The 14,161-nt window shown below is 74.1% G+C and carries 15 protein-coding genes and 1 pseudogene; 5 read left to right on the top strand and 11 right to left on the bottom strand.

Annotated features, from left to right (window positions below):
- Positions 1–216: 216 nt before the first annotated feature.
- Positions 217–672, bottom strand: a pseudogene (locus ABTY56_RS12610) (TetR/AcrR family transcriptional regulator C-terminal domain-containing protein); the annotation flags it as partial.
- 153 nt (positions 673–825) lie between these two features.
- On the opposite strand from ABTY56_RS12610, the gene ABTY56_RS12605 reads away from it, so the two are divergent.
- The gene (locus tag ABTY56_RS12605) at positions 826–1,536 is read left to right on the top strand and encodes a helix-turn-helix domain-containing protein (RefSeq protein WP_350628652.1); all 711 of its coding nucleotides are present in this window, start codon (positions 826–828) and stop codon (positions 1,534–1,536) included.
- A gap of 53 nt (positions 1,537–1,589) precedes the next feature.
- Here ABTY56_RS12605 and ABTY56_RS12600 read toward each other — a convergent pair whose 3' ends face one another.
- Positions 1,590–1,994, bottom strand: coding sequence for a VOC family protein (locus tag ABTY56_RS12600; protein WP_350628651.1), 405 nt, complete (start codon positions 1,992–1,994; stop codon positions 1,590–1,592).
- Positions 1,995–2,345: 351 nt separating this feature from the next.
- Here ABTY56_RS12600 and ABTY56_RS12595 point away from each other — a divergent pair, with 351 nt between their 5' ends.
- Positions 2,346–3,392 (top strand): LuxR C-terminal-related transcriptional regulator, encoded by a 1,047-nt coding sequence (locus tag ABTY56_RS12595; protein ID WP_350628649.1) that lies wholly within the window; start codon positions 2,346–2,348, stop codon positions 3,390–3,392.
- 98 nt (positions 3,393–3,490) lie between these two features.
- Here the strand turns inward: ABTY56_RS12595 and ABTY56_RS12590 are convergent, their stop codons facing one another.
- Both ABTY56_RS12590 and ABTY56_RS12585 read right to left on the bottom strand, forming a co-directional pair.
- On the bottom strand, positions 3,491–3,805 hold the full coding sequence (locus ABTY56_RS12590) for a hypothetical protein (RefSeq protein WP_350628648.1): 315 nt from the start codon (positions 3,803–3,805) through the stop codon (positions 3,491–3,493).
- A gap of 39 nt (positions 3,806–3,844) precedes the next feature.
- Positions 3,845–4,771 (bottom strand): phosphotransferase family protein, encoded by a 927-nt coding sequence (locus ABTY56_RS12585; RefSeq protein WP_350628646.1) that lies wholly within the window; start codon positions 4,769–4,771, stop codon positions 3,845–3,847.
- Positions 4,772–5,217: 446 nt separating this feature from the next.
- Between ABTY56_RS12585 and ABTY56_RS12580 the strand changes: the two genes are divergently transcribed.
- Both ABTY56_RS12580 and ABTY56_RS12575 read left to right on the top strand, forming a co-directional pair.
- Entirely contained in the window at positions 5,218–5,415 is a 198-nt protein-coding gene (locus tag ABTY56_RS12580; protein ID WP_350628645.1) for an LxmA leader domain family RiPP, read from the top strand.
- Between the two features lie 119 nt (positions 5,416–5,534).
- Positions 5,535–5,729 carry an LxmA leader domain family RiPP gene (locus ABTY56_RS12575; protein WP_350628643.1) on the top strand — a complete coding sequence of 65 codons (195 nt, stop codon included), beginning with the start codon at positions 5,535–5,537 and terminating at the stop codon, positions 5,727–5,729.
- A 90-nt stretch (positions 5,730–5,819) separates the two neighbouring features.
- Here the strand turns inward: ABTY56_RS12575 and ABTY56_RS12570 are convergent, their stop codons facing one another.
- From ABTY56_RS12570 to ABTY56_RS12540, 7 genes are all read right to left on the bottom strand, one after another.
- Complete coding sequence (locus ABTY56_RS12570) at positions 5,820–7,289, bottom strand: M16 family metallopeptidase (RefSeq protein WP_350628642.1); 1,470 nt, start codon at positions 7,287–7,289, stop codon at positions 5,820–5,822.
- Positions 7,286–8,593 carry a M16 family metallopeptidase gene (locus ABTY56_RS12565; RefSeq protein ID WP_350628641.1) on the bottom strand — a complete coding sequence of 436 codons (1,308 nt, stop codon included), beginning with the start codon at positions 8,591–8,593 and terminating at the stop codon, positions 7,286–7,288. Before ABTY56_RS12565 ends, ABTY56_RS12570 begins: the two co-directional genes overlap by 4 nt.
- A gap of 265 nt (positions 8,594–8,858) precedes the next feature.
- Complete coding sequence (locus ABTY56_RS12560) at positions 8,859–9,242, bottom strand: transposase (RefSeq protein WP_350628639.1); 384 nt, start codon at positions 9,240–9,242, stop codon at positions 8,859–8,861.
- A gap of 65 nt (positions 9,243–9,307) precedes the next feature.
- Positions 9,308–10,297: a T3SS effector HopA1 family protein gene (locus tag ABTY56_RS12555; RefSeq protein WP_350628657.1), complete on the bottom strand. Its 990-nt coding sequence runs from the start codon at positions 10,295–10,297 to the stop codon at positions 9,308–9,310.
- Between the two features lie 5 nt (positions 10,298–10,302).
- Entirely contained in the window at positions 10,303–11,430 is a 1,128-nt protein-coding gene (gene lxmK / locus ABTY56_RS12550; RefSeq protein WP_350628637.1) for a class V lanthionine synthetase subunit LxmK, read from the bottom strand.
- Positions 11,431–11,544: 114 nt separating this feature from the next.
- Positions 11,545–11,781, bottom strand: coding sequence for a hypothetical protein (locus ABTY56_RS12545; RefSeq protein WP_350628636.1), 237 nt, complete (start codon positions 11,779–11,781; stop codon positions 11,545–11,547).
- Positions 11,781–11,981, bottom strand: a complete 201-nt coding sequence (locus ABTY56_RS12540; RefSeq protein ID WP_350628635.1) for a hypothetical protein — start codon at positions 11,979–11,981, stop codon at positions 11,781–11,783. The genes ABTY56_RS12545 and ABTY56_RS12540 overlap by 1 nt, the downstream gene beginning before the upstream one ends.
- Before the next feature lie 366 nt (positions 11,982–12,347).
- Between ABTY56_RS12540 and ABTY56_RS12535 the strand changes: the two genes are divergently transcribed.
- Positions 12,348–14,144, top strand: coding sequence for an ABC transporter ATP-binding protein (locus ABTY56_RS12535; protein ID WP_350628634.1), 1,797 nt, complete (start codon positions 12,348–12,350; stop codon positions 14,142–14,144).
- Positions 14,145–14,161: the final 17 nt, after the last annotated feature.

Below are 14,161 nucleotides of genomic sequence, written 5' to 3'. Positions count from 1 at the left end.
GAGCTGGCCGCGCTCGGGGTGGCCCGGGTCAGTCTCGGCTCGCTGCTCTACCGCTCCGCGCTGGCGGCGGCGGTGGCCACGGCGGCTGCCGTGGCCGCGGGCGAACCGGTCGGGCCGGTGCCGGGCTACGCGGAGGTGCAGGCCCTCAACGAGCGCTGACCGGCGGGGAGTCGGCCCTGGTGGCCCGGTGTCCCGTGGTCGAACCTCGGCCGCTCCTCAGTTCCGGCCCCCGCCGTCGGCGGACCGGGCCGCCCACGCGGCCTCGACCCCGTCCAGGATCAGCCGGACCCCGCTGAGGAAGGCGGTGTCCCGGCCGGCCTCGATCGCCTGGTCCACCTGAGTGGTGTACAGCCGGTGCAGCCGCGGGTGGTCCTTGGTGGCCTCGATGACGGCGGGCAGGAGCTGCTCCATCCACTCCTGCTCCTCCCGGCCGCGCTTGGCGAGCGCGCTCAGCCAGGCGGCCTCCACCGTGGCCGCGCCGATGGTGTAACCGATGACGACGCCCATCGCCTCGTTGGCGTCGACGAGGTCGAGCCCGGACGTCTCCAGCAGCGTCAGGAAGACCTCGGACAGGCGCATCCAGCTGGGGCCGAAGTAGACCATCCCGACGTCGCCGATCACCGAGACCATCCACGGGTGGCGCAGGATGACCGCGCGTACGCCCTCGGCGCACTCCTCGACGGCCTGACCTGGGTGCCCCGACGGCCCCGGCTGCCTCGTGCGGCCGGGCCGTCGGCGTTCGTCCGTGCCGTCCGTCGGCCTCCCGGCCGGTCGGCCGGTCGGTTGTCCCGGGCGCTCCCCCGGCGGGGGCGTAGCCTTCGCTGCATGTTCCCCGAGTACGCGGAGCGCGCGTCCCGGCTGCCCGGCGCGGTGGTGTGGACGAAGCGGGCCGTCGTCGGGCGTACGGGCGGCGGCGCGGCCGGGCTCGTGCTGCCCGACGGCTGCATGGACCTGCTGTGGACGGAGGGGCGACTGCTCGTCGCCGGCCCGGACACCACGGCCTTCCGTCCCGGCCCCGGGCTGCGCGGCCCGTGGGCTGGCGTGCGCTTCCGCCCCGGCGCCGCCCCCGCGCTGCTCGGCGTCCCCGCGCACGAGCTGCGGAACCGCCGGGTCGACCTGGCCGACCTGCGGCCCGGTGCCGAGGTCCGGCGTCTCACCGAACGGATCGACGCGGCACCCGACCCGGCCGTCGCGCTGGAGGAACTGGCCGTGCGCCTGGCGGCCTCGGCGCCGCCCGAGGACCCGCAGGTCCGGGCCGTGGTCGCCGCGCTCGCCGCCGGCCGGACCGTCGCGGCGACGGCCGAGGCGGTCGGCCTCGGCGCGCGGCAACTGCACCGCCGCTCGCTGGCCGCCTTCGGCTACGGTCCCAAGACACTCGCCCGCATCCTGCGTCTGCAGCGCGCCCTCGCGCTGGCCCGCCGCGGCGTCCCGCTCGCCGAGACGGCGGCCCGGACGGGCTACGCGGACCAGGCCCACCTGTCCCGCGACGTACGGGAGTTGGCGGGCATGCCGGTGACGGCCCTACTGGGTTCCTAGGGCCTCGGCGGCTGCCCGCGGCCTCGGCGGCCGTCCTCGGTCTCAGCGGCCGCTCACGGCAGCGGCGCGAGCAGGTCCACCCCGTTGCCGTCCGGGTCGTGCACCACGGCGTACCGCTGGCCCCAGAAGGCGTCCCACGGCTTCAGCTCGCCGTGGTACCCGGCGGCGGTCAACTCCTCGTACAGCGCGTCCACGTGTGCGGGGCCCTCGCAGCGGAACGCCAGCGCCGTGCGCCCGCCGCCGGTCGGTGGCTGCCAGGCCGGGTGGAACGAGCGGATGGTGGACTCGGCGTCGAGCACCAGGAGCAGCCCGCCTGGCAACTCGGCCTCGACGTGCGGCTCCTGTTCGACGCCCTCGGGGAACTCGATGCCGAGCCGCCGGTAGAAGGCGATCGAGGCGGCCACGTCGGAGACGGCGAGCCCGATGAAGGCGAACTGTGGTGCCGGTGTGCTGGTCATGTCCGCCACGCTAGGCGGCGCCGGTCCACCGGGTCTTGAAGGAATCGGACTCCCGCGGGCGGGGCGGGTCGGAGGTCCGGATTGGGGGCAATCGTCCGTTACCCAGGGTGACTTGCGTGCGCCGGTATTCGGCCACCGACTGTCGTGGCGCCCGGCCGTCACGCGGTCGTTCGCGTGGTCGTCGCACGCGGGCCCCGGCTCGCCGGGGCGGTGGTCACAGAGAGTGATATGGCGGTGTCAGTTGGTACGATTGCCGGACATAACGCCAGCTCATGGTGTCGGAGAGCGACACCGGCGTCTGCGTGACCACCACAGCACGCAGGCCCGAGCCGGGTACGGGGGGACTCACGAATGCACGTTGACATGGACCACGCCCAGGTGGATCCGGAAGCCGACTTGGCCGAATTCGGCTCCCTCAACGAGGACGACATCAGGCTCTTCCAACTGGCAGTCGATCGCGGCCAACTCGACCTGCGGGACGCCGCGGAGACCTTGGAGACGGATCGGGAGTCGGTCGCCGAGGCCGTACGGCGGCTGGAGCGGATGCACCTCCTGCGTCCGCTGCCGGCGGGGGCGTGCGGGACGCCGCGCTTCGTGCCGGTCGATCCCGACGTGGCCGCGGCCGGACTGCTCGCGCCGCTCGAAAGCGACCTGCGCCGACGGCTGGCCGACACCCAGCGCGTCCGGGGCGAACTCGCCCTGCTCGGCCGGGTCTACGCCGAGAGCCCCACCCCGGGCCGGGCCGGGTTGGACGAGGTGAACGAACTCGGCACGGTCATCGACCTCATCGCGGACGCCACCGCCCGGTGCCGCGAGGAGGCGCTGACCTGTCAGCCCGGCGGCGGCCGGGCGCCCCACCTGCTGGAGCAGGCCTACACCCGTGACCTGACCATGCTCCGGCGCGGAGTGCGGATGCGCACGCTGTACCAGCACACGGCGCGCCACCACGCGCCGACCCAGGAGTACGTCCAGCGCATCTCCCAGGTCGGTGCCGAAGTGCGCACGACCAGCGAGCTGTTCGGGCGGATGATCGCCTTCGACCGTGAGGTGGTGTTCATCCCGCACCAGGACAACCCGGATGCCGCGGTGGTGATCCGCGACCGCTCGACGGTTGCGTACCTGTGCGCGGTGTTCGACCAGTGGTGGTCGCAGGCGGATCCGTACACCCCCGCGCGTTTCAGCAGGTCGGCGGCGGCCGGGGAGATCAAGGAGGCGATCGTCCGGCTGCTGGCCGAGGGTCTGAAGGACGAGGTGATCGCGCGGCGCCTCGGGATGTCGCTGCGGACCTGCCGGAAGCACATCGCGGAGATCATGGAGACCCTGGGTGCGGAGAGCCGCTTCCAGGCCGGCTACCGCGCCCGCGCCACCGTCGACCCGGAGGGCCGCGGCGCCGCCTGAGGTGACGGACGGCGCCGGCTGCCGGCCGTCCGGCCGGAGGGGTGCAAAGGCGCCGGGCCCGATCGGTGCTCGATCGGGCCCGGCGCTCAAGCGGTGTGTCAGGCGGCCGCGTTGACCTGCTTGAGCAGGTCGACGGCGGCGGCGAGGCCGAGGCCGGGAACCGCGCGGCGTAGTTCGCGGATCGCGACGACCTCCTCGGTGCGCGGGTCGATGCCCGCCTGCTCCAGCAGGCCGCCGACCCACTTGGCCTTCAGCTGCTGCTCGTTGCCGCCCAGGCCGTCGAGGACCGACAGGGCGCGCTCCAGTCCGGGCCGCTCCTCGGTCGTGGCGGCGGTCAGCGCCTCACGCAGGGCGGTACGGACGACGTCCAGCTCGCGCAGGACGACCAGATGGGTCTCACGGGAAGAAAACATGATCAACTCCTTGTATCGGGCAACCTATCAGACTGGCCGTCAGGCAACGGGAACGGCGCACTCCTCGTCCACGAGCGCGGCGATCTGCCGCCCGTAGAAGAGCAGTTGGTCGTCCCAGCCCATGTACGCGGCGAAGTCGTGGGCATGGGTGAACACTCTGAGGACCGCCGCCCGGCGCACCGTCCGCCGGTCGGGCAGCGGCCCGTAGCCGTCGAGCAGCGCGGTGCGGGCGGCGTCGAGCCGGGCAGGGTCCGAACCGACCCCGAAGTGCTCCCGGAGCAGCCGGAACTCGGTGAACTCGCCGAGGATCCAGCCGAGGTCGAAACCGGCCGGCCCCCGGGCCAGCTCCTCGCCGGTGAGCAGGGCGCCCGCTCCGGTGCGCCCGTCGGCGACGACCGATCCGAGGCCGGGCGCGCCGTGCAGCAGCCCGTCCCCGGGGTGGCCCGCGGAGAGCTCCGCGCACCACTGCCGCACGGTCTCCCGGCGTTCGGCGCCGAGGATGCCACGCAGCGACTCGTACAACCGCGGGGCCGCCCCGGGGCCCCGACCGGAGCCCAGCCAGGCGAGCAGCCTGGCCGGTCCGGGCGGGCCGCCGGGCGTCAGCTCCGCGGGTACGGGCAGGGCGTGCAGCCGGGCCAGGGTGCGGCCGGTCCCGGCGAGTGCGCGGACCAGCGCCTCGGTGCGGGTCGTCGCCACGGGGTGCAGCAGCAGGGCGGCCGCGGTCGTCCGGGCCGGGACGCGGTAGTCGCGCTCCTCGCCCCGCACGTCCGGCAGGGCGAGCGGAAGCCCGCCCGTCACCGTGCGCAGGGCCGCCCGGACGGAGGCGGCGGGCGCACCGAGGGCGCCCGCCCGCAGGACGCCGGGGCGGCGGTTCCAGCGGAATTCCGCGTCGGACCGGTACACGGCGGTGCGCAGGAATCCGGTGGCGAACTGCTCGACCGGTATTTCGTTCTCCGGGCCGTTCATCTCCACCCCCTCGGGACGTTCTCGGGCCGCCGATCTCCGGCGGCCATGACATTACTAGCACGATTCACGCGAACAAGAATGGGGAATCCAGCGGGGGCGAAGGGCGGCGGCCCCCTGAACGTCCGGTGCCGGCGTCCGGGCTGGTGGTGGGTGGCAAAATATCCCGGTGCCATCGATTGGGCCATTCCTTGTCTGGTGGCGTCATGGGCGCCTTCCCGGCGGCCCCGGCGAGCTTCCCCGCCGCGTTTCTGGGCCACTGGATGTGGTTATTGCGGAATAACCGCTGGTCATGGCTCCGAGCCCCAAAGCAGGGCCATTCTTCGGGCCTCCAGGGCTGTTAGAAATTTGCCCAGCAGCCGCTGACGCCCCACCCGGGGCGAAGCGAAAGCGGCCGCACCGGCTCCTCCGCGGAGCCGGCCGAAGCCCAACCGGACACGGGAGTACCCATGAACACCGCTGACCAGCTCATCGCCGGCTACACCGCCTACACCGACGCCGAGGAGGTCGGCGCGGGCGCCTCGGCCGAGGCCCCGGCCACCACCCCCGCGCTGAGCATCGTCGCCGTCTCCACCGCCGCCTGCGGCGCCGCTGTCGGCAGCGTCATCGGCGGCTCGATCGCCGGCACCGTCAACTGGGGCTGCTGAGCCCGTCGTTCCGGCGGGAGGGGCCCGCAGCAGGCAGGCCCCTCCGGTACGACCCACGGCGGCCCGTCCGGGCCGCTCGCACTGAACCCACGCACTGAACTCACCCACTGGAGAGACCGATGAACAACACCACCGACCAGCTCATCGCCGGCTACACCGCCTACACCGACGCCCAGGAGATCGGCGCGTCCGCCTCGGCCGAGGCCCCGGCCACCACGCCGACCATCATCACCGCCTCCTCGCCGGAGTGCGGCGCCTTCACGGTCAGCGTGGTCAGCGGCGCCGTCGGTGCCACCGCCAACTGGGGCTGCTGAGCCGCCCCCACCGATGTGGGGTGTGCCTGCTGCGCGCCCCAACGCCGAGGGCCGGTCATTCCCCCGCGACCGGCCCTCGCGGCTCCACCGCTACCCGGCCCGCCGGGCGAGCTCGTCGACCGCGGAGACCGAGCCGATCGCGCCGACCGCGCCGACCGCGCCGACCGCGCCGACCGCGTTGACGTCGCAGACCTCGCCGAGCTCGGCCAGCGCCGGAGCCAGCGCCTCCCGGTCGCCGACCACCACGCCGGTGAAGGCCGCCGGATCGAACCAGCGGCGTGCGGCTGCCTCGACCTCCTCCCGCCGGACGGTGCGGACCGCCTCCGGAAAGTCCGTCAGCCACTGCGGCGGAAGCCCGAAGCCGAGCGTGGAGGAGAGGTTGGTGGCCAGCGTCGCCTGGCTCGCGAGCGAGATCATGCTCATCCCGAGCAGGAACCGGCGCGCCGACTCGACCTCCGCGTCCGGCAGCGGACCGTCCGCCAGCCGGGCCAGTTCGGCCCGGATCTCGCGCAGGGCCGGCGCGGTGTACCCGGTCGCGCTGTCGGCCTCGACCGCCAGCCGCAGCGTGTCCTTGACGTCCTCGAAGCGCGAGTCCGTCCGGTAGGCGTAGCCCTTGGTCTCGCGGATGTTCGTGACCAGCCGCGAGGAGAAGTACCCGCCGAACACCAGGTTCGCGAGGCTCACCGCGCCGAAGGCGGGATCCGTCCTGGCCGGACCGGGCGCGACCAGCCGGATCTGTGACTGCACGGCTCCCGGGCGGTCCACCAGCACGATCGGCTCCGGCCGCAGCTCCGGCACCCGGATCGGCTCCCAGTCCGCCGCCCCGCCCCGCCACCACCCGGTCAGCGCGGCCACCTCGGCCGCCGTCCGCTCCGGATCGAGGTCGCCCACCAGGACCAGCGAGGAGCCCGTCGGGGTGAGCGTGCGCCGGTGGAAGTCGGCGACGCCGCCGGCCGTGACCGCCGCCAGGGCGGCGGGTTCGGGCGTGTCCCGGACCGCCGGATCGTCCCGGTAGCAGTGCGTGCGCAGGGCCTCCTGGGCGAACACCTGCGGCTGGGCCCGGACGACCCTGATGCGCTCGGTGAGCCGGTTCTTCGCCGACTCGACCTCGGCGGCCTCGCGCCGGGGGTCCGCCAGGGCGTCGGTCAGCACGTTCAGCAGCACCGACAGGCCGCCGCCGGGTGCCGACCCGATGAGGTTGAGCCACATCGGGCTGCGCACCGCGTCGAGCGTGGCGCCGCTGCGGGCCAGCAGGGTGTCGGTTTCCCAGTGGTCCCGCCCGGCGCCCCCGCGCAGCAGGGTCGCCGCCGTGACCTCGGCGGTGGCCAGGTCCTCGGGCCGGCGCGGGACGCAGGGGATCCGCAGCCGCACCTCGGTCATCGAGGTGGAGGGCTGACGGACGCAGACGACCCGCAGCCCGTTGGGCAGCACGGTGTCCACCATGGGCGGGAGCCGGTACGGCGGTTGCACGCCCAGGTCCGGGACCGGGCGCGGTCCGCGCGGGGTCCGGGCGATCTGCGCCGCGGTACGGGGAGCGGGCTGGGAGGTCGCAGGGGTCACGGCACGTGCTCCGGTTCCTGGTCGGCGGGGCGGTCGGCGGCGTATTCGGCAGGGCGGGAGGCGGGGCTGTCGGCAGGGCGGCCGGCGGGGTCCTCGGCCGCACGGTCGGTGGGCACGAGCCGGAGCACCGCCCGGGCGTCCGGTCGCAGCGCGGCAGCCGCCGCCGCGAGGCCGTCGGCGGTGACGGCGGCGAGCCGGTCCGGCAGCTGGTCCACCAGTTCGGCCCGGCCGTAGAGCACCTCCAGCGTGCCCAGCGACCGGGTGCGGGCCTCCAGACCGTCGTGCTTGCGGTGCATGCCGGCCGCCGCCCGCATCGCCGCGCGGGTGAGCTCGTCACCGCGCGGGCCATGGGCGGCGAGGTCGGCGAGCTCCTCGTCGAGGACGTCCAGGATCCGCTCCGGCGCGGTGGCCGCGTCGTGGGTGGCCACCACCAGGAAGGTGTCGGGCGCCCGCGCGGTCAGTGCGCCGAACAGGCCGCAGCCGGTGCTGATGTCCGTCACCAGCGGCGTGCCGTGCGTCAGCCGGCGCTTGAGCCGGGCGGTGGACGTGCCGGTGAGCACGGTCGAGAGCAGCATCTGCGCGAGGTAGGCGTCGAGTTCGGTGGCCGGGTCCGGCATCCGGTACCCGGCGGCCAGGGCGGGTGCCGGGGCGTGCCGGTCCGGGTGCTCGCCGGAGCGGGCACCGGTCGACGGCGGTTCGAGCAGCGGCACGGCCGCCGGCTCGGGACGGGCCGGGATGTCGCCGAAGTGTCGTCGCACCAGGTCGAGGGCCCGGTCGGGGTCGAAGTCGCCGGCGATGGTGAGCACGGCGTTGGCGGGCGGGTAGTAGGTGTCGAAGAACGCCGCGCACTCCTCGACGGTGGCCTGCTCCAGGTCGCGGAAGTCCCCGTAGCCGTTGTGGGCGTTCGGGTAGGTGTCGTAGAGGACGCCGGGCAGGACGGTCCACGGGAAGCCGCCGTACGGCCGGTTGAGGACGTTGAGCCGGATCTCCTCCTTCACCACCTCGACCTGGGTGCGCAGGCTGTCCTCGGTGAGCCGCGGTGCCCGCATCCGGTCCGCCTCCAGGAACAGCACCTGTTCCAGCGCGGCGGCCGGGACGACCTGGTAGTAGTCGGTGTGGTCCTGGTGGGTCGAGCCGTTCGCGGTGCCGCCGGCCGCCTGGACGCGCTGGAAGTGCTCCAGCCGGCCGATGCTCTCGCTGCCCTGGAACATCAGGTGTTCGAAGAGGTGCGCGAAGCCCGTCCGTCCTTCCGGCTCGGACCGGAAGCCGACGTCGTAGTGGACGCTGACCCCGACCGCGGGCATGTGCCCCATAGGGTAGAGGAGGACGCGCAGCCCGTTGGGGAGCGTCGCCCGGTGGAGCGCCGGTGTGTGCAATGCGATCAGCCTCGGGTGTGCGGGGGCCGCGGGGTCGGGCCCGGTCGCCGTGACGGCGACGGGGGCCGCGGGGTCGGGCCCGGCGGGTGGGAAATGGGACGGGCCCCGCCCTCATCGGAGCGGGGCCCGTACGGTCACGCCCTGTCCGTGGACGCGGGCGCCGGTGCGGTTTCGTGGGGTACGGACCGGTGGTTCATCGCCCAACGGGTGTACGTGCGACGGGGGATCCCCAGGAGTCGGCAAAACCTTGAGATGGTGAAACCGCTCTCGCGTCGAATCGCCTCAAGGTCCGGGTAGGGACCTGGCGGTACTCCGTCACCCGCCGGCGGGCCCTCAGTTCGATGTACGCCTCGCCGAGTGCGGCCTTCAACTCCGAGATCTCCTCCTGGAGTTCCCGCTCACGGTCGTTTCCGCGCCCGGCGCTGCCCTCCAGGCCGCGCCGACCGCCCTCGATGAACTGCCGCTTCCAGTTCCCCACCGACTGTTCGGAGACCTTGGCCTGCCGGGCGGCCTCCGCGATCGAGGTGCTGCCGCCGAGCACGGTGAGGATGATCTTCAGTTTGTCTTCGGCCGGCATGGCCGGTGGACGTGACATCTCCAGTCGTCTCCGTTCCTTCGGATCCGCTTCGCCCGGATCGCCGCTCAGAGGGAGGCCGAGAGGCCCAGGACCGGCGAGTCCAGGTTGCGGGCGGGGCAGGCGGGGTCGATCCCGGCGGCGGTGAGCGCCTCCAGCACGGCCGCCTCCGGACCGGCCGGGTTCGCGGACCGGGAGTGGTGGACGAGGGCGTCGGCCAGCGTCGAGGCGCGGTGCTCGCCGAAGCTGAGGGTGCGCCGACCGGGCCGCTGGTCCTCCGGCTCCCAGGCGACGGCCACCCCGGGAGCCAGCTCCTCGGCCAGCAGGGAGACCTCCTCGCCGACCCCGGCCAGGCCGCGGACCGCCTCGGCCACCGTCCGGGCGGCCTGCCAGGCGCCGGTGCCGAGGTACACCACCAGGGCGTCGCGGCGCGGCAGCAGCCGCTCGGAGGACGTGACCTTCGCGCGGAACGGCACGCCGGCCTCCTCCAGTGCGCCGAGCACGCGGTGCCAGGCCTCCACCGCCGCGTCGACGGTCCGCAGGTGGACGTACACCCGCAGCAGGCGGCGCCCGGCCACCGTGCCGCGCGAGCCGTCCGCCATGAAGTAGCCCGGCGAGAGGGCGGGCCGGGCCGCGGGCAGCCGCAGCACGACCGGTCCGGTGCCGGTCGGTCCGGCCTGCGGGGCGTCGTCCGGGTCGGCGGCCGGCAGCAGCACCCGGACCCCGTGGTGCTCGACGATGCGGGCGCCGCCCGGGCCGGTGCCCACCGGGCGGACCCGGGTGAGTGTCTGGGAGTGCGGCATGGCGGCCGCGAACCGGGCCTCCAGCCGCGGATCGCGGAGGGTGCGCTGCTGCCCGCCGGACATCGGCTCGCGTCCGGCGTGGAAGGTGTCGTAGAACGCCGCCGCCAGCTTGTGCTGGAGGTCCCACGGGGTCGACGCTGTCAGCTCCTGGTCGGCCACCCGGGCCGAGCAGCCCCCGGGGGCGACGTCGACCGCCGCCAGCAGTTCCCGGACGGACGGTGCCAGCGCGGAACTCATGGTGTCCGCGAGCGTCATGGTGTTCACGAGAGGCCCCCCAGGCCGAGCGTGGTGACGGAAGCAGCGGGTGCGAGCAGTGCGGTGCGGCCGATCCCGGCGGCCGCCCGGTCGACGGCGCCGAGCCGGACGCGCTGGGCCGAGCCGGCCAGCATCCGCTCGATCAGGTGCCAGCCCGCGTAGCCGACGGCCCGGACGGCGAACCCGGCGTCGAGGTCCGGTCGTACCGCGCGGTACCCGGCGCAGAACGCCTCCACCCGCGGCCGCAGCCGGTCCAGCTCCTCGACGCCGCGGCCGACCACCTCCTCGTGGGAGGGTGAGCGGCCGAAGCGCTCCTCGGCGCCGAGCGCCTTCGGGATGCCGAGCACGGCCCGGTAGAGCCACTCCCCGGCGAAACCGCCGACGTCGCGCGCCGGGTCGGCCAGCCGGAACTCCTCCCAGTCGGTGAGCAGCAACGTTTCGCCGGACAGCAGGAACTGGTCGAGCCGCAGGTCGCAGTGGGACGGGCGGCGCGTGGCCGCCAGCTCGCGCTCGCGCAACCCGTTCAGCGCGGTGAGCAGCTCCTGGTCCGACTGCATCAACCCCCAGGCCTCCAGCTGGGCCGCGCTGCAGTTGACGAACAGCTGCCACGGCAGTGCCTGCAGGCTGTCCATCGGCGGCATCGGGGGCAACGAGTCGTCCACGTCGTACTCGCCGAGCGGGAGTTCGTGCAGCTCGGCGACGAGTCGACCGGCCCGCTCGGCCAGCGCGTCGTCGAACTCCTCGTCCGAGGCCAGGTCGGCGCCCGAGCGGCAGTCCTCCAGCAGGTCGAAGGCGAGGGTGCGGGAGGGCTCGTCGGCGGCCAGCAGCCGGGGGCTGTGGAGCTCGGCCACCGCGGTCGAGCGCAGCATGCGGTCGAAGGAGGTGACCCGGGTGAAGCGGCTGAGCGAGTCCTGCGGGCTGCCGCCGATGTGCTTGACGAAGACCTCGGCGCCGGTGGACGTCGTCCCGGCCCAGTTGTCGTTGCGCCCCATGTAGGAGGTCAGCGACTCGGGGTCGAGGGTGCCGAGGCCGGAGCGGCTGAGCAGGCCCTGGACCTGCGGGGCGTCGTCCAGCGGCACCGGGGCGTAGCGGAGCTTCGGCGGGACGGGTTGGTTCTTCAAGGGAGTTGGCATGCGACTTCTCTGCGTGGAGAGGAACGGGAGGGGCGGGCCGTGCCGCCGGGCGGCGCACCGTCGCCGGTGGGGGCGACGGGCGCACTGTCACCAGCGGGTGTCACGGGCGCGTCGTCACCAGTGGGTGTGGCGGGCCGGCCAGGCCTCGGGGGCCGCGGCGGCGTCCCGGTGGCGGGCCACCGGCGTGGCCGCCAGCACGGCGCGGGCACGGCGGACCTGACGCCGCCTCATGGCCGACTGCGCGGCGAGCACGGTGAGCACGGCGGCGGTGGACGCGACGGTGGACGCGAGGACCAGCTGGACCGCGGACGCGCACCGGGCGCCGCGACCGGTTCCCGCGCCGGCCGGCATCAGCTGCCCCAGGCGGTGTCGTACGCGACCGCGATCGGCGCGGTGAAGTGCACGCCCGACGGGCCGGTCAGTGCCGCGGAGAAGTCCACGCCCGACGGGCCGATCAGCGCCGCGGAATTCACCTCGGCCTTCGGAGCGATGGCCCCCCAGGCCCCCACGGCGACGAACGCGACCGCGAGAGCGGAGACGATTCCCTTCATTTATTCCCCCGGATTGAATTCGGTTCGGAGAGCGCTTTTCGAAGCGCTCTCCTCGATGTCCCAAGTCTGCCGATCGGGAGCCCGGCGGGTACAGCTCGTACCGGGCGCAGCAAGCTGCATGCAGCAAGACACCCGTGGAGCAAAGCGGACATGAATGGACGAAAGCGGGCGCAACGACTCCCGTCCGGAGCGCCCGAAACTTTGCCGGGGCCCGTCCTGCGCCATTTTTGCGGCGCACTCCACCGTGGCCTGCACGTCGTCCCGGGCCCCCATTAACGCGATTCTTCGGCCCCGCCGCAGTTGCTAGAAAGGTCGCGCCGAAATCGACGTCGGCCTTCCGCCCCCGAATGACGAGGACGCGCAACCATGCCCGGACCATCCGAACACTCCGCCGCCCCGCCGGGAATTCGCCTGTGGGCCGACCTGCTGCGCGGCGACCGGTGGAAGCTGGCGGGGGCCGCGCTGCTCGCCCTGGTCTCGACCGGGACGGCCCTGGCCGTGCCGATCGTCGTCAAGGACGTCCTGACCGCCTTCGCCCGGCACAGCGGGTTGCTGGAGCCCGTTTCGATCATGGTCGGGCTCGCGCTCGCCGGAGCGGTCACCGCGACCGTCTCCGGTCGGCAACTCGCCCGGCTGGGCGAGTTCCTGATCCTCCGCCTGCGCGACCGCGTGATGGCGCACACCCTGCGCCTTCCGCTGACCACCGTCCGCGCCGAGGGCCCGGGCAACCTGGTCGCCCGGATCACCTCGGACGCCATGGTGCTGCGCTCGATCGTCGACGTCGGCGTGGTGCAACTGCCCATCGCCGCCCTCACCGTGCTCTCCACCCTGGTCGTGATGGCCCTGCTGGACTGGGTGCTGGTGCTGGTGACGATCGGCTCGTTCGCGCTGGCCGGCGCGATCATCGGCCTGGTGATGGTCCGGGTCCGCCGGAACTTCGCGACCCAGCAGACCGCGCTGGGTGAGCTCGCCCAGCGGTTCACCGCCGCCCTCGACGCACTGCCCACCGTCAAGGCGTACCGCGCCGAGACCCGGGTCGCGGGCCACCTGTCGGACGAGGCGCAGCGGCTCACGGCCCGCGCGCTCGACGGTGCCCGGCTGCAGTCCCTGATCAGCCCGGTCCTCAACCTCGGGCAGCAACTCGCCCTGGTGAGCGTGATCCTGGGCGGCGGCGCGCGGATCGCCGACGGGCACCTCGGCGTGCCCGAGTTCGCGGCCTTCCTGCTCTACCTGCTCCAGCTCGTCGCCCCGGTCACCGTGGTCGCCACCGGCGTCGGCCGCCTCCAGGCCGGACGGGCGGCGCAGCAGCGGTTCGACGAACTGCTCGCGCTGCCGGCCGAGGAGGGCCCCGCCGACACCGCCGGACGGATCGAGCCGGTCGCGGGCGCCGCCGTACGGATGGAGCCGGTCGCGGGCGCCGCCGCGGTGGAGTTCACCGACGTCTCCTTCGCCCACGGCGCCCACCCGGTGCTGCGGGGCCTCTCCTTCTCGGCGTCGGCCCGCGGGCTGACCGCCCTGGTGGGCGCGTCGGGCGCGGGCAAGTCCACCGTGCTGTCGCTCACCGACCGGTTCGACACCGCGCGGTCGGGCCTGATCCGGGTGCTGGGCCGCGACGTCCACGACTGGCCGCTGCGCGAGCTGCGCCGCCGGGTCGCCTACGTCGACCAGACGTTCACCCTGCTGGAGGGCACCGTCCGGGAGAACCTCGAACTCGGCTACGACGAGCCGCTCGGGGACACCGCCCTGCTCGACGCGCTCGACCGGGTCGGGCTGCGCGAGGACGTCCTGCGGCTGCCCGACGCCTTGGACACCGTGCTGGGCCGGGCCACCGACCTCTCCGGCGGCCAGCGCCAGCGGCTGGCCCTCGCCCGGGCCCTGCTCGGCGACGCCGACGTCCTCCTGCTCGACGAACCCACCTCCCAGCTGGACGCGATCAACGAGCAGCGGCTGCGCGACGTCGTCGACTCGCTGGCCGGGAGCCGCGCCGTCGTCGTCGTGGCGCACCGGCTCTCCACCGTCCTGCACGCCGACCGGATCGTCCTGCTCGACGCGGGCGCGGTGGTCGACACCGGCACCCACGAGGAACTGCTGGAGCGCTGTTCGCGGTACCGGGACCTGGTCGCCGGCCAGCTCGGCCCCCGCCGCGAACTCCAGACCGTCTGACCCACCACCAAGAGGTG

Source organism: Kitasatospora sp. NPDC097691 (genome assembly GCF_040302665.1).
GTDB lineage: Bacteria > Actinomycetota > Actinomycetes > Streptomycetales > Streptomycetaceae > Kitasatospora.
This window is presented reverse-complemented; position numbering and strand designations above follow the sequence as displayed.